We start from the raw sequence: 21,123 nt of genomic DNA on the forward strand, positions 1-21,123 counted from the left end.
ACCATGCTTTAAATTCAATTCGTTTAAAACCGGTTTCAGTAAAATTTGCAAATTGCAAAACTATTATAGCACCTACATGACATTTTTAATAACATTTTCGCATTTTTGAATGTGATCTTTTCCAATTTTATTCATAAAATAATAACTAATTGATGCAGATACAGCTTGTCCTACTACCGGGAACCATTTCGTTTGTTTTGCAGCAGTACGTTTAGCTACATCTCTAATAACTATTTTTAAAAATGCACTTGAAATTCTTTTACCAATAAATTGACTACCTTGAATTGCTGCTGCAGACATAACTCTTTCTTTCACATCATCTCCAAGGCTATTAACTTGCTTATGATCTAAACCATAAATTTTATTAACATCTTCGATAATATCTTTCATTAATTTTAAATCAACACCAAAATCTAATCCAGGAATTGGAACAACGCTCATTGTTGATGACATTAAAGACTTTCTCTTTACAATTGCTTCAGCGCGTTGTCGTCTTTCATTTAATTCTTTAATTGTCGTAGGCATTGCACCCTTTTCATTAATGTTTTCTATTTTAAAAACTGAATTACCAATTTTATTAGTTAAATTTGACGTTAAATTATTTTTGAATCCCATAATATTATCACCCTTCTTTTTCTCAATAAGTTACTATACCCCTTTTTATCAAATTAATGTCTAATATTTACAAAAACAGCTTTTAAATATTTAGATGGCTTATAATGTGGATGCGTTTTAAAATCTTTTGGTAATCCCATAACTTCAGTTAATTCATAATCAACACCACTCTCTTCAAGTGTCTTTTTAATAGTATTTTTAAATTGCTTTAATGGATATACACTTGCGTTTGTACATAATAATAATGTTCCTTCAGATGATAAGATATTTAAGGCGCCATTAATTAATTTGTCATAATCTTTTTGCACTGAAAATGTACGTTTTTTGTTGCGTGCAAAGCTAGGTGGATCAATCACGATCGTGTCATAACTATGTCCATGACGTGCAGCATATTTATAGAAATCAAAAGTGTCCATGACATAAATATATTGAGATTTAGGATCAATAGCATTTAATCCAAAATTTTCTTCAGTTAAACTACGAGAACGATTAGCCAAATCTACACTTGTTGTTGAAGATGCCTCACTTGCTGCTATTACAGAAAAAGCACCTGTATAACTAAATAAGTTTAAAACATGGCGTTCTTTGGCATATTGATCCCTTAATTTCTTGCGCACTTCTTTTTGATCTAAAAAGATACCTGTCATCAAACCATCTTCAAGGTCTACGTTATAAAATGTGAAGTTTTCTTCGATAACAATTGGAAACTCAGGTGCATCGCCTTCAACAAAACCACCACTATATTCGCTGTCTTTAAATCTTACTTTTTCGTAAATAGATTTATAATCAAATACTTTTCTAACCGCTTCAAGAATGGCATATTTAAATTTATAAATACCTTTTGAGTACCATTGAATCAACAAATGGCCATCGTAATTGTCGATCGTTAATCCCCCAACACCATCACCTTCAGCATTAAATAATCTAAAAGCATTTGTTCCATCTATATTAAAATAATAATCACGTTCTGCTAATGCAGTATTAAACAATTTCACAAAGAAAGCTGTGTTGATTTCTTGAGCTTTATCGTATGTTAGAACCCAACCTAATCCTTTATGTTGGCGACCAACATAAGCCGTTGCAACATATTGTGATTTATCAGTCACAATTTGAAAAATATCTCCTTCTTTTAAATGATCTTGTGAATAGATATCCTCTTCTTCAATTAAAGGATATCCATTAAAATATTTTGTTTCTTTGCCTTTGTTCAGAGTTGCTATTTTCATCTGACAACTTCCTTTCTGTGTTTCGTTGTAGTTTTATATAGATTAAATTTTTTGCCAAATTTCAATATCATCTACTTCTAATCTTACTGTTGATTTTAACAAATTAGTAATTCGAATGATATATGTTAAATTTCTACACAGGAAATACTATATATCGTTTCGCCAATTCCATATGTCGCTTCAACTATTTACTAGTTTTCTTGATTTTACAAATGGATAACTTTTCAACTATTTTATTTGCACTAAAACTTTGTATACAATTTTCAATACTTAATTCGCATCACCTGAATCAATCAAATCTAGTTACAAAAAAAGTACTATCCATAAACTTCATTGACCTGTATCTAAATAAGTTAGAGATATATCTAACTTATAGCGTACACATCAAAATGTTTAATAGATAGTACTTTTATAATGCTTTTAATTATGGTCGCTCTCGTAATTGTAACGAATAAGAAATGATGATTGCCAATAACATTAATAGTAATGTTGGCGTAATGAACACTGAAAGTAGTAGTCCATGAATCATTATATTTATAAATTCCGTTAACAATTTAAAGAATAAAATGCTCCCCATAAATAGTTGTAAATAATAAAACTTACCTTTCAAGTGGAAAGTTAACGTGGTAGCGATATATGCGATAATAATGAATAACAGAATTAGTAATGTAACCCATTCAATAACATATTGTGTCTCTGATAATTTCCAATCACCAGATACAAATAATGCATTACGATTATTAAATTCTAAAAATGTGAATAAAAAGATGACGACACCACAAAATAGTTCGACATACATTGGTTTAACCCATTTCGGTTTTCTCATCCAATCAGGAATATCGTCTTCTTGAATATCGATAATATCATTAACTTTCTTTTTGAATTTATCTCTTTTAGCTCTAATTTTATCTAAATCGACACTTCTTCTTGTCTTACGTGCATATTCTGTAGTCTTATCTTGGAGTTGTTTCAAGTGAATTTTAGTTTGATTCGTGACATTCCCTTTACTTGTTCTTGATAATTCTGGCTCCTCTTCACCTAATTCTTGCTTTGTTAAAGGTAAAGCTCGGCGCAAGAACAAGAAATTCCAAATAGCCATTTGACCAAGTAACCACATAATTATAAAGAAAGCATTGACACTTAAGATATCAATTGACTCTATTTCATTAGCATCAATTCTGCCATACAATGCAATTTGTGTAATTAAGTAACTTATACCATAACTCACAATTATCCACATGTAATGATTTTTTACATTTTCCTGATTCAATTCATCTTTATAGACGATATATCCTATATGAATTGTAAATGGAATAATGAAAATCACTGCAAAGAATCCATAAACTTGTGTCATTAATATAAGAGTAATAATAAAGTACATGATACCGATAACTAAGAAAAAGATAGAAATATCATAGTCATACTTAATAGTTCTAAGTAATGTATGACCAATCAACATAACTAAAATACCGAATATAATTATCACAATTGCACTAACTATAGGGAAATTACCTATAAAACGACTCATTACTTTAATAATTTCACTGAAAAATGCATTCAGAAATTCCCACACATTATGAACATGTGTATCAACTTTTTTACCACCATTTAATTGTTTAATTAATGGCAAGTTAATTAAAATAATGAGACCAGTGAAGAGTGAAACGATACCGATTAAATAGCTAAAAATAATTTCGGCGTGTTTCCTAAGAAAAGACATTATGTTCACCTCAAAATCATTATATATTAATCTAATGTTGTTGTCTTTAGATAAATGAATAAATAGTGCTATAGACTTAGAAAAGTTTAACGAAAGTACAACCGGGTAAGATTTATATATAAATAATTATCCAATTTGGGAGGAATTAATCATGTCTAATGAAAATCAAAATAAAAAAGCAGCAGAAAAAGCTAAAGAAGTTGAAGAAAAATTAAAAGATAAAAAAGAAGAAAAAACAGAAGATATTAATCAAACAAAACAAGATATCCAAGATACACTAAATTAATTTAGAGCCCCTTACAACTTTTAGTTGTTAGGGGCTTTTATGCTTGCGCTCGACGCAAGTATCCCTCTTTTACCTTACAACCTTTAGTTGTTAGGGGCTTTTTTGCTTGCGCTCGACGCAAGTATCCCTCTTTTACCTTACAAACTATAATTCATAAGCCATTATGCACGGATTCTTCACTGTTGTTAAATAGGTATGATTGATAAGTACCCCTCTTCATTTATCAGCTCAATATTATTACATGTCACATATTTTTATATCTTTAATTACTAACATTCCTACTACATCTTCAATTTAAATCCAATACTAATATTATAAATTTTAAATCGAATTAAACGACATTTCATGAAGACAACCTATTGACATAAGTTTATAAACGTCTTACAGTATAATTAATTAAATAAATCGCACACACTAGGGGTGTTTTATACTGAGATGAGGCTTGCCCTCAAACCCTTTGAACCTGATCTAGCTTGAACTAGCGTAGGAAAGTGTTACTATACATATGTTTTACTAATATATATTGTGAACGCATAACTTTCCTATGGATGGTTGTGCGTTTTTTTATTAGGAGGATGTAAAAATGTCAAAAGGTTTAAAGCTATCTGAAATACTAGTAACCGTACTTATTTCAGTAGTATTCGCAGTTATTTACAATTTATGGTGGTTTGTTTACAATGGTGTGCAAGCTACAGGCCTTCACCTCGAACAATTAACAAACGGGGTTTGGTTCATGGCAGCGATTGTCTGCTATCTAATTATTCCAAAACCAGGTATTGCTTTACTGGCTGAATTTGCTGCAGGTGCCGGCGAAACTATCATTATGGGTCGTTTCGATATTCCGACAATCGTTTACGCTTTTATACAAGGTTTAGCGTGTGAACTTGTCTTTGCAATTTTTAAATATCAATCTCGTTCAGTTATGGTAGCTATGTTAGCAGGTTTTTGTACAGCAATCGCGGCTTTCCCGATAGATTATTTCTATGGTTATTTAAATGAAGTTGCAGGTTGGAACTTAACATTATTCATCGTATTTAGATTAATTAGTGGTGCAGTAGTCGCCGGCGTCCTATCTTACCTTTTAGTAAAAGCTTTAGATAAGACAGGCGTAACAAAATTATTTAGACCAGCTGCTAAAGAAGATTACGACAACTTATAAGAGGAGCATTCAGAGTGTTAAAAGTAAGTGATTTACGATTAAAATATCCAAGTGGTCAGCGTAAAATTTTCGATCATTTAAATATCACTATTCAAGACAAAGAAAAAGTACTTTTACTCGGTCCTTCTGGTTGCGGTAAAAGTACACTTCTGAATGTATTAAGTGGTATTGTTCCTAATTTAATTGAATTACCTATGAAATATGATGAACTAATCGTTGACCCATTAAGTGGCGTTATTTTCCAAGACCCTGATAGCCAGTTTTGTATGCCAAAAGTATACGAAGAACTTGCATTCGTTTTAGAAAATAGACAAGTACCACGTGAAGACATGGATGCGTTAATTATCAATGCTTTAAATATGGTCAATTTAAATGTTACCCCTGAAACGTATATCAAAGATTTAAGTGGCGGGATGAAACAGAAATTGGCAATTGTTGAAACCATTCTTCAACAATCAAAAACATTGTTTTTAGATGAACCGACAGCAATGTTAGATGTTCAAGCAACGGAAGATTTATGGACTAAACTAATTGAACTTTGGGAAGATCAAACTGTTGTAATCGTTGAACATAAAGTTAAACACATCTGGAATCATGTCGACCGCGTCATTTTGATGGATTATAACGGAAATATCATTGCCGATGAATGTCCTGAAATCATATTACAGAAGTATGTTCATTTACTCAGTGAATATGGTGTGTGGCATCCACGTGCATGGGAATTCGCACCAAGTCGTGTTGACTTTCCAACAACAAACTCACACTTATTACAATTTAAAAATGGACGTATTATTCGCGGTAAATCAACGTTGCTCTCATTCTCAGATTTAGAAATTGGTCTAGGTGAGTGGATTACAATTACAGGGGCAAATGGTAGTGGTAAAACAACCTTGCTTGAATCAATTATGCAATTGATTAAATATCAAGGTGATGTTTATTTTGAAAATCAGCGTTTAACAAAAATTAAACATGCAGCAAAACACATGTATCTAGTTTATCAAAACCCAGAATTACAATTTATAACAAATTCGGTTTATGATGAAATTAACATTCATTTTAATCACCTTTCTAAAGATCAAAGTGATGATGAAACGATACAACTTTTAAAACTTTTAGATTTAGAAAATGTAAAAGATCAACATCCTTATGAGTTGTCTATTGGTCAAAAACGACGCCTTAGCGTAGCTACCGCACTAAGTTCTAAAGCTGATATCATCTTTTTAGATGAACCGACATTTGGACTTGATAGCCATAATACATTCCAGTTGATCAAACTTTTCCAAAAACGAATTAATTTGGGACAAAGTATTGTCATGGTTACACATGACGATGAAATAATTGAACGTTATCCATCAAGAAGACTTAAAATTTCAGATGGTGCGTTACTAGATTGTGATGGTGATACGAATGTATGAGCAATGGAAAGTTCGGCAATCATTTGTTGATGATGTCAACATTATAACGAAACTATTTCTTGGAATTATACTATTTTTCTTTATTATATTTGTGCATAATTTCGATTTTATGCTTTATATCACTATCTTAATGTTAGTTTTCTTATTGATGTTTAATGGTACTCAGTTTAAAATTACAGCAATTTTTATAACTATAAGTATTGGCTTTGCATTACTCTCTTCCCTGTTCATGATTTTATACGGGAACGGTAGCCATACAATTTTGAAATTCGGATTTATCCATATTACAACAGAAAGTTTAGTTCGTGGTTTACATGTTTCATTAAGAACCATTGCTATTTCATTTTTCGGTATCTTAATCGCACTCACATCTCAGGTTGTCATGATTTTTTATAGTTTAATGCAACATTTAAAGGTTAAATCAAAAGTTGCTTATGCATTCATGGCTGCCATTCGTATGATACCTTTAATGATTAGTTCTTTAATACAGCTTCGCAGATCTTTAAAAATGCGCTATCAGATGATAGACGCAGCAAATTATAGAGGATTAAAGCGATTTAAGCATTTAATCATACCTCTATTAAGCCAAAACATTAGAAAGGCTCATCAATTATCAGTTGCGATGGAGTCGAAAGGATTTAGAGATGGTCCTCGTACTTACTATTACAACGTACCTTTCTCATATAAAGATGTAATCTTTATTATAGTTTTAATTGCCATTATTACTTTGGCATATTATTGTTCAATCACCTTACCCATCACGGGCATAGATGATGTTCGTCTTGGTCGTGTAGGTTAAATTTTATCCATAATTGTATAGATACTAAATTAGAAATTCATTGTATAGAAAAAGAAAACCATTTATTCCATACTAAACAAAAGAGGTGCCACAAACATGTTATTTTGTTCATCCAAACATGTTGTGGCGCCTCTTTTTTATTACATATACATAATCACAAATTTGGTACAGAAATCAATGTCCTAGACTCTACAACTAAAAAAGCTATGAAAAAATCTATCGTTATAGATTCGTTCATAGCTAATCTTAGTATTTTTAAATATACTTATTTAAGTTGTAGTGCTTTATTCGCAATGTCATGACGATAGAATAAATGGTCACTTTGTATTTGAGATACTTTTTCGTATGCGTCTCGCTGTGCATCATGTACATTGTCACCTTTTCCGATGGCAAGTATAACTCTACCACCTGAAGTAACAAAGGTATCACCTTGCTTCTTTAATCCACTAACAAAATAGTTTTCATTTAAATCAAAGCCACTTACTTTATGCCCTTTTTCATATGCATCAGGATATCCTTTTGAAGCCAACATGACCCCTACAATAGATTCATTTTTCCATTTGAATTCAGTACGGTTTCCTTCATCTAAATCAATAATATGCTGCATTAAATCACTTTCCATGCGACTTAATAATACTTGAGCTTCAGGATCACCAAAACGGGCATTAAATTCAATTACTTTTGGACCATCTTTAGTTAAAATAGCACCAATGTATAATACACCGAAGAATTGATAACCTTCATTAAGCATTGCCTTTGCAATGGGTTGTGCAATCGTTTCATTTGTAAGTTTTAAAACATCGTCACTAATATGTGGTACTGGACAATAAGCCCCCATACCACCAGTATTTGGTCCTTCATCATGATCAAATGCGCGTTTATGATCTTGTGCAATACAGTCGAAAGGAACTGCTAAATCACCATTAACAAATGTCATTAGCGAGAACTCTTCACCTTCTAAAAACGTTTCAAATACAACAGTACCTTCTTCTTCATCACCATACATAATCTCAATAGCACTTCTGGCTGCTTCAATAGTATCTGCAATAATAACGCCTTTCCCAGCAGCTAACCCATCTTTCTTGACAACAACGGGCAATTCACAGTTCTCAATATATGTTAAAGCATCCTTTTTTCGCTCAACTTCTTTATAATCAGCAGTTGGAATATTATATTTTTCCATTATCTTTTTAGCAAATAATTTTGAGCCTTCGATTTGAGCTGCTTGCTTATTTGGACCAAACACTTTGAAACCATTCGCTCGTAAAATGTCTGCTAATCCATCAATTAGCGGTTGTTCTGGACCTATAACTACCCAATCAACATTTTGCTGTTTAGCAAAATCTAGTATCCCTTGATGATCAGATTCTGAAATTTCAGTGTGTACTTCAGCTATAGGTGTCATTGCCTCATTACCTGGAATGACAAACACTTGTTTAACTAGACTCGATTGATTAAGTTTATATGCAAGTGCATGTTCTCGTCCACCAGCACCAATTACTAATACATTCATTTATGTTACGCCCCTTTAAAATTAGTGTTTAAAATGTCGAGTGCCTGTGACTACCATTGCAATACCATGTTTATTAGCCATATCAATTGAATCTTGATCTTTAATCGAACCACCCGGTTGGATAATTGCCTTTATACCATGTTGTGCTGCAAGTTCAACTGTATCTCCCATAGGGAAAAATCCATCAGATACTAACGCTACATGATCATTGATTTCAATAGCTCTCTCTAACGCAATTTTAGCAGCACCGACACGATTCATTTGTCCAGCACCTATACCTACAGTTTGTTTATTATTACTTAAAATAATTGCATTACTTTTTACTGATGGTACAACTTTCCATCCTAATAACATTGCTTCCCATTGTTCATCAGTAGGTGCAACTTCTGTAACAACTTTCATTTCTTCTTTTGGCACGACATAATTGTCTTTATCTTGAACTAAATATCCGCCAGATACTGAAACAAACTCTTCTTCGTTACTGTCTATAATCATATCAATTTCTAATAATCTTACATTCTTCTTTTGTTTTAAAATATCTAATGCTTCACCTGTAAATTTTGGTGCAATAATAACTTCCAAAAAGATACTATGCAATTGCTCTGCTAACTCAGGTGTTACAGCTCGGTTTAATGCAACAATTCCACCAAATATTGATTGACTATCCGCTTCATACGCATGTTGAAATGCTTGTTCTATCGTGTCACCGATACCAACACCACATGGATTCATGTGTTTAACCGCAACTGCAGCAGGTGTATCAAACTTTTTAACTAAAGCTAGTGTAGCATCTGCATCTTTAATATTGTTATAGCTTAATTGTTTCCCATGTAATTGTTTAGCGCCTGCAATCGTGTGCTTAGCATTCGAAGTTCTCACAAAATACGCTGATTGTTGTGGATTTTCTCCATATCTTAAAGTTTCTTTATCCCCTTTAAAGAAACGTACAATCGCTTCATCATATTCTGCAGTATGCTCAAAAACTTTGATCATTAATGATTGTCTATATGACTCATCTAACGAATCGTTTCTTAATCGCGTCAATACTTCTTGATAATCTGCAGGATGTACAATTGTTGTTACATGTTTATAGTTTTTAGCTGCAGCACGTAACATTGTTGGACCACCAATATCAATATTTTCAATTGCTTCGTCCATCGTCACATCAGGGTTTGCAACAGTTTGTTGGAATGGATATAAATTAACTACTACCATATCAATTAAATCTATATGTTGTTCTGATAATTCATTTAAATGCTGCGGTTTATTTCGATCAGCTAAAATGCCACCATGAACAGCCGGATGTAATGTTTTAACACGGCCATCCATTATTTCTGGAAAATGTGTTAAGTCTGAAACAGAACGAACTGGTACATTTGCTTCATCTAATATACGTTTAGTTCCACCTGTTGAATATAATTCATAATTTAATTGCGTTAACGCTTTAGCAAACTCTACAATACCTGTTTTATTTGATACGCTCAAAATAGCTTTCTTCATCACATACATACTCCTTATTTTACAATTTTAGCAATAACACTTGGATATAACTCATATTCCAATTTTTTTACTTTCTCTTCTAATTGTTCTTTTGAATCGTCCGGTCTAATATCACATTGTCTCTGTTCAATAATTTCTCCCGTATCCATACCACTATCAACATAATGTACTGTCGAACCAGTAATAGTATCGCCACTATGATATGCTTGGCCTATTGCGTCAATCCCCTTATATTTCGGCAATAGAGATGGATGTATATTCAATATTTTACCTTCAAATGAAGCTAATAAGTCTGGACCAATTAGACGCATGTAGCCAGCTAAAATAATCCACTCTACCTTATCTTTATTTAATAATGTTACTAAATGTTGTTCATACGCTGCTTTTGAATCAAATTGTTTTGGTTCATTAATATAAACAGGAATATCGTGCTTTTTTGCTCTATCTATACAAAACGCATTTTGATGATCCGTATATAGCGCCGTAACTTCAATATTTTCAAGTTTTCCTGATTCAACATGCTCAACTATATTTTCAAAGTTACTTCCTGAACCTGATGCAAAAATCGCAATTTTAACCATTGTTATACCCCCAACAATTCGATTGCAGTTGACTCATTTTTCACAATATGACCAATTTGATAGGCTTCCACATTTTGTTCTGCTAAAATCTTCAAAGCGCGTGATGCATCTTTTTCATCAACGATAACCGTATAGCCAATACCCATATTAAAAATGTTATACATTTCATTTGTGTCTATATCGCCTTGTTGTTGTAACCAATCAAATATTTTTGGCGTTGGAAATGATGTTGTATCAATTCTAGCAGCATATCCGGCTGGCAATGCACGTGGAATATTTTCATAAAAACCTCCACCAGTAATATGATTCATTGCCTTAATAGAAACTTCTTTTTTCAAAGTAAGTACAGGTTTGACATACAATTTAGTTGGTTCTAAAAAGAGATCTATAAATGGACGATTATCGAAGTTTGATGCCAAATCAATGCCTGATTCATTAATTAATTTGCGCACTAAACTGTATCCATTTGAATGAATGCCACTTGACGCAAGCCCTATAACAACTTGTCCCTCTTTCACTTCTGAACCATCTACATAGTCATCCTTTTCAACTGCTCCAACAGCAAATCCGGCTACATCATATTCGCCTTCGTGATACATTTCACCCATTTCAGCAGTCTCTCCACCGATAAGTGCAGTATTCGTTTCAACACATGCATCACTAATACCTTTAACAATTTGTTCAATAACTTCAGGAACAACTTTGTTTGTAGCGATGTAATCTAAAAAATATAATGGTTCTGCACCTGTCGTTAAAATATCATTAACACACATTGCAACTGCATCGATACCTATCGAATCATGTTTACCATAGTCGATAGCTAGTTTTAATTTCGTTCCTACTCCGTCTGTTCCAGAAACTAAAACTGGTGCTGTCATATTTAATTGTGATAAATCAAATGTAGCACCGAATCCACCTAAACCACCGATAACTTCTTTACGCATCGTACGTTTAACATGACTAGACATTCTTTCTACAGCTTCATAACCAGCATGAATATTTACACCAGATTGTTCATATGCTTTAGACATTTAAATTTCCCTCGCTATCAAAAAAGTGTTTGTTTTTAGAAATATATTGCTTTTGTCGATGACTTAAATGTGCTTTATAATTTGCTTCATAATCATATAACCCTGCAGGATAATCTCCAGTGAAACTTTCTACACATAAGCCACTATATGGCGCGTCATAATCTAAACCAATTGATTCAATTAACCCATCTACAGATAGATATGCTAATGAATCAGCGCCAATATAATCTTTAATTTCTTCAGGTGATTTGCTTGCAGAAATTAATTCTGCCGTAGTTGAAACATCGATTCCATAAAAACTTGGGAACATAAATTCCGGTGATGCTATACGCACATGCACTTTATTTGCACCAGAATCTTTTAACATTTTCACAATGCGTCTAATTGTCGTACCGCGAACAATGGAATCATCAACAAGAATGATATTTTTCCCATCTACTATATCTTTTACCGCAGATAACTTCACTCTCACACCTTGCTCACGTAATTCTTGAGTTGGTTGAATAAATGTTCTTGCAACATATTGATTTTTAACTAGTCCCATTTCATATGGCAAACCTATTTCTTCAGCATAACCACTCGCAGCTGATAGCGATGAATTGGGTACACCGATGACCATATCAGCATTTACAGGGCTTTCTTGGGCTAATTTTTTACCAGAAGCTTTACGTACTGCATGGACATTTTTACCAGCTATTGTTGAATCTGGTCTAGCAAAATAAATATATTCCATCGCAGAAATTGCAGTTGTCGTATGATGTGTATAAGATTTAACTGTAATACCTTTATCGTTAATCACGACATATTCACCTGCATGAATATCTTGAACAAATTCTGCACCTAACACATCTATTGCACATGTTTCACTTGCAAGGATGTATGTACCATCTTTCATTTTACCTACAACAAGAGGTCTGATAGCATTTGGATCTACTGCGCCATATAACGCATCTTTAGTTAAAATCGCAAATGTAAAACCGCCTTTAACTTTTCGCAAACTTTCTTTCAACGCTTCCTCAAAAGTAGGAGCTTTACTTCGACGTATCAAATGCATAATGACTTCAGTATCAGAAGACGAATGGAAGATAGCACCTTGTTTTTCTAAATTCTGACGCAATGATTTAGCATTAATGAGGTTACCATTATGACAAATACCTACACTCATATCATAAAAGTGATACAGAAACGGTTGAATATTTTCAATACCTTTATTACCTGAAGTAGCATAACGGACGTGACCAATTGCATGTTGATATCCTTTTAATCGTTCCATTTGGTCATCTTTAATCGCTTCAGTTAGTAAGCCTAATCCTCGCTCGCCTTTTAATTCATTTTGATTAGAAACAACTATACCTGCACCTTCTTGACCACGATGTTGCAAACTATGAAGTCCCATATATGTTAGTTGCGCTGCTTCAGGATGATTCCAAATACCAAACACGCCACATTCTTCGTTTAATCCTGAGTAGTTAAACATTGAGCAATTGCCCCTTCCCATATTTGTTTAATATCTGAAACATTTTCACTAATCTCTGTATATGGTGTTGTTACTTTGAAATTATCACTATCTGTTAAAAGTCCAATTTCTATTGCATTATCAATATTTAAAGTTTTACCTGATTTAACAGAAACAACATATCGGCCTTGTGTCTCACTAAACAATTGTGCATTTGTTATATCTATTGAAGACTTTAATCCTAAACCGTAATGCGCACTTAGTTTAGCTAAGGTAATCAGTAAGCCACCTTTACCAACCGTTTGAACATGTGATAATACCCCTTCACGAATAGCAGTCTTGATTGATTCACCTTTTTCAACTTCTGAACTCAAATCTAATGACTCAAATTCATGATTAACTTTGCCATAAATTAACTTTTCAAGTTGACTACCACCAAAGTCGTCCTTAGTATCACCGATTAAATATAATTTATCTCCAACTTGAGGTTCAAAATCATTTAAATAATTTACATTTTCAATTAAACCTACCATTCCAACAACTGGTGTTGGGAAAATAGAAGTACCTTTCGTTTCGTTATATAAAGATACATTACCAGAAACTACTGGTGTCTTAAGAATGTCGCATGCTTCTGCCATACCTTTCGTTGAATCTATCAACTGTTGATAGATTTCTTTCTTTTCAGGAGAACCATAATTTAAACAATCTGTCATTGCTAATGGTGTTGCACCCACGGCAATTAAATTTCGATAAGCTTCAGCTACTACCATCTTTCCACCTTCATATGGATTGTTATATACATAACGCGCTTCACCATCAATTGTTGAAGCAATTGCCTTATTTGTGCCTTCCACACGTACTACCGATGCTTGAAGTCCTGGCTTAATTATCGTATTGGCACCAACTTGTTGGTCGTATTGATCATATAAATAGTGTTTAGATGCTATAGTCGGATGTTTAAGTAATTTAAAGAAAGTATCTTTAACATCGATGTGTGTATAATCATTTTTAGAAGTATTATAATTTTTTTCTTCTCCTTCTAAAATATATACAGGTGCTTCATCAGCTAGTGGTTCAACTGGAATGTCAGCATAAACTTCGTCATCATATGTTAAAACAAAACGATTTGTATCTGTAACTTCACCTATAACAGCACTATCCAATTCGTGCTTATCAAATAAATCTAAGAATTTTTGTTCAGTACCTTTTTCAACAACTAGTAACATACGTTCTTGAGTTTCTGAAAGCATCATTTCATAAGGAGAAATACCTGGCTCACGTGTTGGCACTTGTTCTAATCTCAAATGTAAACCACTACCACCTTTTGCCGCCATTTCAGAAGATGAAGATGTTAAACCAGCAGCACCCATATCTTGAATACCAACTAATTCATCAAATGTAATTGCTTCAAGTGTTGCTTCCATTAATTTTTTACCTACAAATGGATCACCGATTTGTACAGAAGGTCGTTTACTTTCGCTTTCTTCCGTCAATTCTTCAGATGCAAAAGTAGCACCATGAATACCATCTCGACCAGTTTTCAAACCAACATAAATGACCGAATTACCTACACCTTTTGCTGTGCCTTTTTGAATCATGTCGTGATTGATAACACCAACACACATTGCATTAACAAGTGGATTGCCATCATAACGTTCATCAAATTCGATTTCACCGGCAGTTGTTGGAATACCAATGCAGTTACCATAACCTCCGATACCCTTTACAACCCCTTTAAGTAATCTTTGGTTTTGTTTATTATCTAATTCTCCAAATCTAAGACTGTTTAACAAATTAATAGGTCTAGCCCCAATAGAGACAATGTCACGAATGATTCCGCCAACGCCTGTAGCAGCCCCTTGATATGGTTCAATTGCTGATGGATGATTGTGAGACTCTACTTTAAATACTACGGCTTGATTATCACCTATATCGACTACCCCTGCACCTTCACCTGGCCCCATAAGCACATGCTCACCTGACGTAGGAAATTGCTTTAAAAACGGTTTAGAATGTTTATAAGAGCAATGTTCACTCCACATAACAGAAAAGATACCTGTTTCTGTAAAGTTAGGTTGTCTGCCTAAAATATCGCAAACTTTTTCATATTCTTGATCACTTAATCCCATATCTTGATATACTTTTTCAAGTTTAATTTCTTCAACGCTTGGTTCGATAAATTTAGACATGTTGTTCCCTCCAACTTTTTACCATCGCTTCAAATAATTTCACACCACTATCAGTACCTAACAACGTTTCTAAAGCTCTTTCAGGATGTGGCATCATGCCACATACATTACCTTTTTCGTTAACAATTCCTGCAATATCATCATATGAACCGTTCGGATTATTCACATATTTCAGAATAATTTGATTGTTAGCTTTTAATTGTTGATATATTTCATCAGTACAATAATAATGACCTTCGCCGTGAGCTACAGGATATATAACTTTTTCACCTTGTTCATAAAGATTTGTAAATGCTGTTTGATTATTCACTATTTCTAACTCTTCATTTCTACTAATAAATAAATGTGAATCGTTATGCAATAATGCACCAGGTAATAAACCTATTTCAGTTAAAATTTGAAATCCATTACAAACACCTAATACTGGCTTACCTTCAGCTGCAAGACGTTTAACTTCAGAAATAATCGGCGCTACACTAGCCATTGCCCCAGATCTTAAGTAATCCCCGAATGAAAATCCACCAGGAATAAGTACGCCATCAAATCCACTTAGTGATGTTTCTCTATAATCTACATATTCCGCTTCAACACCACTTTTAATAGCAGCATTAAACATGTCTCTATCACAATTCGAACCTGGAAAAACAAGAACCGCAAATTTCATTTTATGCATTCTCCTTTTCATCATCTAACACTTTATAGCTATATTCTTCAATCACTGTATTTGCAAACAATTTTTCACTTAGAGTTGTAATAATGTTGTGTACCTTTTCATCACTAACCTCATCCACTGTCATATATAATACTTTTCCTACACGAATATCATTCACTTGTGCATAACCTAAATCATGTACAGCTCGAGTAAGCGTTTGTCCTTGCGTATCTAATACTTGTGGTTGTAATGTGATATGTAGTTCAATTGTTTTCATTATTTTAAATCCTCCAATTTGTTTAAAAATATTTGATATGTTTCAATCAGTGATCCAGTGTTATTTCTATATACATCTTTATCAAAGTTTGCACTGGTAGCTTTATCCCAAATTCGACATGTATCTGGAGATATTTCATCCGCTAACAAAATTTGACCAGTCTCAGTCTTTCCAAATTCGATTTTAAAATCTACTAATTTTAAATTCATAGCATCCATTAAATTTTTTAATACTTGATTAATTTCTAGCGCTTTCGTTTTTAATGTTTCAATATCTTTATCTGTCGCAATATTCAGTAATTTGATGTGATCATCTGTAATCAACGGATCATTTAATGCATCATTTTTATAGAAAAATTCCACAAGTGGTTCTCTAAAAACTTCACCATTTTCAAAACCTAAACGCTTTGTAATAGATCCACTAGCAATATTACGAACAACTACTTCTAATGGAATTATTTTCACAGGCTTAACTAATTGTTCTGTTTCAGATAATTGCTTAATAAAGTGACTTTCTATTCCATTTTCTTGTAAATATTTAAATATAATAGAAGTAATTTGATTATTTAATCGCCCCTTACCTGCCATCGTGTCTTTCTTAGCCCCGTTTCCAGCAGTAACTTCATCTTTATATTCAACTCTTAATTCATTTTCTTGATTTGTTGAGAAAATGCGCTTCGCTTTTCCTTCATATAATAATGTCATGCTTTAATTACTCCCCTCAAATTTAGCGTACATATCTTGTTCAGTTTGGTTAACATCATTCGTTAGTACAGTCATATGCCCCATTTTTCTGCTATCTTTACGCTCAGACTTACCATAAATATGTAAGTGCCACTCTGGATGTTCATTAAATTCATTTTCCAATAAATCTAAGTCTTTACCTAGTAAGTTCATCATGACTGCAGGCTTTAATAATTCAATTGAATTTGGTAATGATTGTCCGGTAACTGCTAAAATATGAGTATCAAATTGTGAATAATCACATGCTTCAATTGAATAATGTCCGGAATTGTGAGGCCTTGGTGCAATCTCGTTCACATACAATTGGTTGTTACTATCTATAAAAAATTCAACTGTAAATGTTCCAATGAAATGAATCGATTGGATAATTTTATTAACTTGCTCTTTCGCCTCAGCTGTTTTATCTATTCTCGCTGGAACAATTGTTTTGAAAAGTATTTGATTTCTATGCTCATTTTCTTGTAATGGGAAATAAGTGATTTGATTGTTGTTTCCTCTTGTAACAGTAAGTGATACTTCTTTCTTGATATTCAAATATTTTTCAGCTACGCATTCACAAGTTTCAATTAATTTAAAACCTTCTTGTAAGTCTTTTTCGTTGTTAATTAAAACTTGACCTTTGCCATCGTAGCCACCAAATCTAGTTTTTACAATAAAAGGATATCCTAATGTTTCAATTGCTTTGTCAATATCTGTAGATTCTTTTACTGAAATGAATGGGACAACCTTGGTACCAGCACTTTTTAATGTTTCTTTTTCAGTTAAGCGGTCTTGTAATAACTGTATAGCTTGGTAACCTTGCGGAATATTGTACTTTTCACATAATAGTTTTAATTGTTGGGATGAAATGTTTTCAAATTCATAAGTAATCACATCACATTTTTGTCCTAATTGATTGAGTGCCTTTTCATCGTCATACTTGGCTTGTATAAATTCGTGTGCAACGTATCTACATGGACAATCTTCAGCAGGATCCAATACAGCCACTTTATAACCCATTTTTTGAGCTGATTGTGCCATCATCTTTCCAAGCTGACCACCACCAATAATGCCAATAGTCGCACCAAACTTTAATTTATTGAAGTTCATTTTGCATGTCCTCCACTTTTTGAATTAACGAAGATTCATACTGATTTAGTTTTTCAACTAAAGAAGGATTTTGAATACTTAACATTCTTGCTGCAAGTATACCTGCGTTTTTAGCACCTGCTGCACCAATTGCAGTCGTTGCAACCGGAATACCTCCTGGCATTTGAACAATTGATAATAAAGAATCTATACCCTTTAAACTTTTTGTTTCAATCGGCACTCCAATAACTGGTAGCGTCGTTAATGATGCAACCATACCTGGTAAATGTGCCGCACCGCCAGCGCCTGCAATGATAATGTCTATACCTCTTTCTCTCGCTTCAGAAGCAAATTGAACCATCATTTTTGGCGTACGATGTGCGGATACTACTTGTTTTTCGTACGGAATTTCAAAATAATCCAACATGTTACAACTCTCTTGCATAATTTTCCAATCGGAAGAACTGCCCATAATGACTGCTACTTTCACTTTGTACACCCTTTCAAAAGTTTGAATTGTGAATTACTTTAGTTGTATATTATAGATATAGCATAACAAGCAATTTCTGCTTTTTCAATCAAAAATCGAACTTTATTTTGATTTTTTGTTTGAATTTACGTCTTTTGCTATGTAAATTAGTTTTATGAACTAACAAAGTTAGGATATTGACAATAGGAGGAGAAGTTTTTATGGTTGCTAAAATTTTAGATGGTAAACAAATTGCCAAAGACTACAGACAGGGGTTAAAAAATCAAGTTGAAGCGCTAAAAGAAAAGGGTTTTACACCTAAATTATCCGTTATATTAGTTGGTAATGATGGCGCTAGTCAAAGTTATGTTAGATCAAAAAAGAAAGCAGCTGAAAAAATTGGTATGATTTCAGAAATCGTACACTTGGAAGAAACAGCTACTGAAGAAGAAGTATTAAACGAACTAAATAGACTAAATAATGATGATTCTGTAAGTGGTATTTTGGTACAAGTACCATTACCAAAACAAGTTAGTGAACAGAAAATATTAGAAGCAATCAATCCTGATAAAGATGTGGACGGTTTCCATCCAATAAATATAGGGAAATTATATATCGATGAACAAACTTTTGTACCTTGCACACCGCTTGGCATCATGGAAATATTAAAACATGCTGATATTGATTTAGAAGGTAAAAATGCAGTAGTAATTGGACGAAGTCATATTGTCGGACAACCAGTTTCTAAGTTACTACTTCAAAAAAATGCATCAGTAACAATCTTACATTCTCGTTCAAAGGATATGGCATCATATTTAAAAGATGCTGATGTCATAGTCAGTGCAGTTGGTAAGCCTGGTTTAGTAACAAAAGATGTTGTCAAAGAAGGAGCAGTAATTATCGATGTTGGCAATACGCCAGATGAAAATGGCAAATTAAAAGGTGACGTTGATTATGATGCGGTTAAAGAAATTGCTGGAGCTATTACACCTGTTCCTGGTGGCGTTGGTCCATTAACAATTACAATGGTATTAAATAATACCTTGCTTGCAGAAAAAATGCGTCGAGGTGTTGATTCGTAAATTCACATTAGTTATGTACTGAGAATTAATATCTGAGTTTTAATGAACTCTTTTAATCCTCATTAAATATTATTTCGCAATTGCAATGAATAATAAGAAGAATCTGGGACATTAATCAATCAAATGCTCCCTTCAAAGTAGACATTGAAAAAATGAAGGCTTTGAAGGGAGCATTTCACATTGTTCTAGGCTCAACAATTTTATATAGACAGTAATTAATTGAATGAAAATAAGCTTGTAACAAGTTTTCAATTCTAGTCGGGGCCCCAACACAGAGAATTTCGAAAAGAAATTCTACAGGCAATGCGAGTTGGGGTAGTGGCCCCAACAAAGAAGCTGACGAAAAGTCAGCTTACAATAATGTGCAAGTCGGCGAGGCCCCAACACAGAAGCTGTGACTATGATAAAGTACTACTACATAATTAATCATTAGTGGTTCTTTATCATTTTCGCCTCCCTTTTCTTATTGTTTTGATACACAAAAATTTAAGTTCAAACTGTCGAATAAAGTTATATTTGATTTCAAATTATCCCTGAATTATTAATTTTACAATTGTGGCAGATTTTCAAAATAATAATTATTTCCTCATTATTTATAAATTTATATTTAAATTTCATTCTTTATAGGGTAAGATTAGGACTATAGTATGATGTGTAAATAATATAAATTAAGGTATAGTAAAGCTAACTCAGAAATGACTTATCATTCGGAGGTTACATTATGAATAAACTATTACAGTCATTATCAGCCCTCGGTGTTTCTGCTACACTAGTAACACCAAATTTAAATGCAGATGCAACGACGAATACTACACCACAAATTAAAGGCGCTAATGATATCGTTATTAAGAAAGGTCAAGATTATAACCTTCTAAACGGCATAAGTGCATTTGATAAAGAAGATGGAGATTTAACCGATAAAATTAAAGTCGATGGCCAAATTGATACATCTAAATCTGGTAAATATCAAATTAAATATCATGTCACTGATTCAGATGGTGCAATTAAAATTTCCACTAGGTATATTGAGGTTAAATAGCCCTCATCACTATACTGCAAATAAAATGGTAGCAAACGAACATGTTTTGCTACCATTTTATTTGTTATTCCAACTTCATCTGCAACTTTAACCCAAATATTGTATTTTTTCTGTATACCAAAGGACTACCTATCAAATTATTAAAACTTAACTGCTCTTTTTAAAAAGAATGTTTAGATTTTGAACAAACAAATTTCCGCTTTTCATTGTTTAACGATAAATTACTTTTGGCAAATTCCTTATTAAAATGTTTGCGCTTCCTTTCAATGAACTAGCCATCATTTTCAATTTATTAGACAATTT

The 21,123-nt window shown here is 33.0% G+C and carries 20 protein-coding genes, 1 pseudogene and 1 riboswitch; of the genes and pseudogenes, 6 read left to right on the forward strand and 15 right to left on the reverse strand.

Annotation, left to right across the window (positions count from 1 at the left end; all coding sequences use genetic code 11):
- Positions 1–72 precede the first annotated feature (72 nt).
- The 3 genes from ACXQH5_RS06440 to auxA all read right to left on the reverse strand — a co-directional run bounded on the left by ACXQH5_RS06440 (position 73) and on the right by auxA (position 3,561).
- Complete coding sequence (locus tag ACXQH5_RS06440; RefSeq protein ID WP_000505962.1) at positions 73–615, reverse strand: hypothetical protein; 543 nt, start codon at positions 613–615, stop codon at positions 73–75.
- A 53-nt stretch (positions 616–668) separates the two neighbouring features.
- Positions 669–1,841 carry a class I SAM-dependent rRNA methyltransferase gene (locus ACXQH5_RS06445; protein WP_000685063.1) on the reverse strand — a complete coding sequence of 391 codons (1,173 nt, stop codon included), beginning with the start codon at positions 1,839–1,841 and terminating at the stop codon, positions 669–671.
- Positions 1,842–2,265: 424 nt separating this feature from the next.
- On the reverse strand, positions 2,266–3,561 hold the full coding sequence (gene auxA / locus ACXQH5_RS06450; protein WP_458066887.1) for a lipoteichoic acid stability factor AuxA: 1,296 nt from the start codon (positions 3,559–3,561) through the stop codon (positions 2,266–2,268).
- Positions 3,562–3,712: 151 nt separating this feature from the next.
- On the opposite strand from auxA, the gene graF reads away from it, so the two are divergent.
- The 4 genes from graF (at position 3,713) to ACXQH5_RS06470 (ending at position 7,220) form a co-directional block, all read left to right on the forward strand.
- Positions 3,713–3,847: a glycopeptide resistance-associated protein GraF gene (graF, locus tag ACXQH5_RS06455; RefSeq protein WP_000064214.1), complete on the forward strand. Its 135-nt coding sequence runs from the start codon at positions 3,713–3,715 to the stop codon at positions 3,845–3,847.
- 406 nt (positions 3,848–4,253) lie between these two features.
- Positions 4,254–4,354: riboswitch (TPP riboswitch) on the forward strand.
- A gap of 76 nt (positions 4,355–4,430) precedes the next feature.
- Positions 4,431–5,006 (forward strand): ECF transporter S component, encoded by a 576-nt coding sequence (locus ACXQH5_RS06460; RefSeq protein WP_000033477.1) that lies wholly within the window; start codon positions 4,431–4,433, stop codon positions 5,004–5,006.
- 14 nt (positions 5,007–5,020) lie between these two features.
- Complete coding sequence (locus ACXQH5_RS06465; protein WP_000921971.1) at positions 5,021–6,421, forward strand: ABC transporter ATP-binding protein; 1,401 nt, start codon at positions 5,021–5,023, stop codon at positions 6,419–6,421.
- A complete protein-coding gene (locus ACXQH5_RS06470) occupies positions 6,414–7,220 on the forward strand; it encodes an energy-coupling factor transporter transmembrane component T family protein (RefSeq protein WP_000273256.1) in 807 nt (268 codons plus the stop codon). Before ACXQH5_RS06465 ends, ACXQH5_RS06470 begins: the two co-directional genes overlap by 8 nt.
- 265 nt (positions 7,221–7,485) lie before the next feature.
- Here ACXQH5_RS06470 and purD read toward each other — a convergent pair whose 3' ends face one another.
- Genes purD through purE form a run of 11 tightly spaced genes read right to left on the reverse strand, consistent with a single transcriptional unit; the run spans position 7,486 to position 18,720 of the window.
- Positions 7,486–8,733 (reverse strand): phosphoribosylamine--glycine ligase, encoded by a 1,248-nt coding sequence (gene purD / locus ACXQH5_RS06475; protein WP_001101926.1) that lies wholly within the window; start codon positions 8,731–8,733, stop codon positions 7,486–7,488.
- A 21-nt stretch (positions 8,734–8,754) separates the two neighbouring features.
- Positions 8,755–10,233: a bifunctional phosphoribosylaminoimidazolecarboxamide formyltransferase/IMP cyclohydrolase gene (gene purH, locus ACXQH5_RS06480; RefSeq protein WP_000709285.1), complete on the reverse strand. Its 1,479-nt coding sequence runs from the start codon at positions 10,231–10,233 to the stop codon at positions 8,755–8,757.
- 14 nt (positions 10,234–10,247) lie between these two features.
- Entirely contained in the window at positions 10,248–10,814 is a 567-nt protein-coding gene (gene purN / locus ACXQH5_RS06485) for a phosphoribosylglycinamide formyltransferase (RefSeq protein WP_000238670.1), read from the reverse strand.
- Between the two features lie 2 nt (positions 10,815–10,816).
- A complete protein-coding gene (gene purM, locus ACXQH5_RS06490; RefSeq protein ID WP_000030810.1) occupies positions 10,817–11,845 on the reverse strand; it encodes a phosphoribosylformylglycinamidine cyclo-ligase in 1,029 nt (342 codons plus the stop codon).
- Positions 11,838–13,322: an amidophosphoribosyltransferase gene (purF, locus tag ACXQH5_RS06495; RefSeq protein ID WP_000483727.1), complete on the reverse strand. Its 1,485-nt coding sequence runs from the start codon at positions 13,320–13,322 to the stop codon at positions 11,838–11,840. The genes purM and purF overlap by 8 nt, the downstream gene beginning before the upstream one ends.
- The gene (purL, locus tag ACXQH5_RS06500; RefSeq protein ID WP_000032747.1) at positions 13,301–15,490 is read right to left on the reverse strand and encodes a phosphoribosylformylglycinamidine synthase subunit PurL; all 2,190 of its coding nucleotides are present in this window, start codon (positions 15,488–15,490) and stop codon (positions 13,301–13,303) included. Before purL ends, purF begins: the two co-directional genes overlap by 22 nt.
- Positions 15,483–16,154 (reverse strand): phosphoribosylformylglycinamidine synthase I, encoded by a 672-nt coding sequence (gene purQ, locus ACXQH5_RS06505; RefSeq protein ID WP_000666799.1) that lies wholly within the window; start codon positions 16,152–16,154, stop codon positions 15,483–15,485. Before purQ ends, purL begins: the two co-directional genes overlap by 8 nt.
- Position 16,155: 1 nt before the next feature.
- Positions 16,156–16,419, reverse strand: coding sequence for a phosphoribosylformylglycinamidine synthase subunit PurS (gene purS, locus ACXQH5_RS06510; protein ID WP_000848350.1), 264 nt, complete (start codon positions 16,417–16,419; stop codon positions 16,156–16,158).
- Positions 16,419–17,123 carry a phosphoribosylaminoimidazolesuccinocarboxamide synthase gene (gene purC / locus ACXQH5_RS06515; protein ID WP_000174047.1) on the reverse strand — a complete coding sequence of 235 codons (705 nt, stop codon included), beginning with the start codon at positions 17,121–17,123 and terminating at the stop codon, positions 16,419–16,421. Before purC ends, purS begins: the two co-directional genes overlap by 1 nt.
- 3 nt (positions 17,124–17,126) lie before the next feature.
- Positions 17,127–18,251, reverse strand: coding sequence for a 5-(carboxyamino)imidazole ribonucleotide synthase (gene purK / locus ACXQH5_RS06520; RefSeq protein WP_001010401.1), 1,125 nt, complete (start codon positions 18,249–18,251; stop codon positions 17,127–17,129).
- Entirely contained in the window at positions 18,238–18,720 is a 483-nt protein-coding gene (gene purE, locus ACXQH5_RS06525) for a 5-(carboxyamino)imidazole ribonucleotide mutase (protein ID WP_000861570.1), read from the reverse strand. The genes purK and purE overlap by 14 nt, the downstream gene beginning before the upstream one ends.
- A 200-nt stretch (positions 18,721–18,920) precedes the next feature.
- Between purE and folD the strand changes: the two genes are divergently transcribed.
- Both folD and ACXQH5_RS06535 read left to right on the forward strand, forming a co-directional pair.
- A complete protein-coding gene (gene folD / locus ACXQH5_RS06530; protein WP_000225832.1) occupies positions 18,921–19,781 on the forward strand; it encodes a bifunctional methylenetetrahydrofolate dehydrogenase/methenyltetrahydrofolate cyclohydrolase FolD in 861 nt (286 codons plus the stop codon).
- Positions 19,782–20,502: 721 nt separating this feature from the next.
- Positions 20,503–20,820: a DUF5011 domain-containing protein gene (locus ACXQH5_RS06535; RefSeq protein ID WP_001037831.1), complete on the forward strand. Its 318-nt coding sequence runs from the start codon at positions 20,503–20,505 to the stop codon at positions 20,818–20,820.
- A 147-nt stretch (positions 20,821–20,967) separates the two neighbouring features.
- On the opposite strand, the pseudogene ACXQH5_RS06540 reads toward ACXQH5_RS06535, so the two are convergent.
- A pseudogene (locus ACXQH5_RS06540) lies at positions 20,968–21,088 on the reverse strand (hypothetical protein).
- Positions 21,089–21,123: the final 35 nt, after the last annotated feature.

This window comes from Staphylococcus sp. SA22 (genome assembly GCF_054165785.1).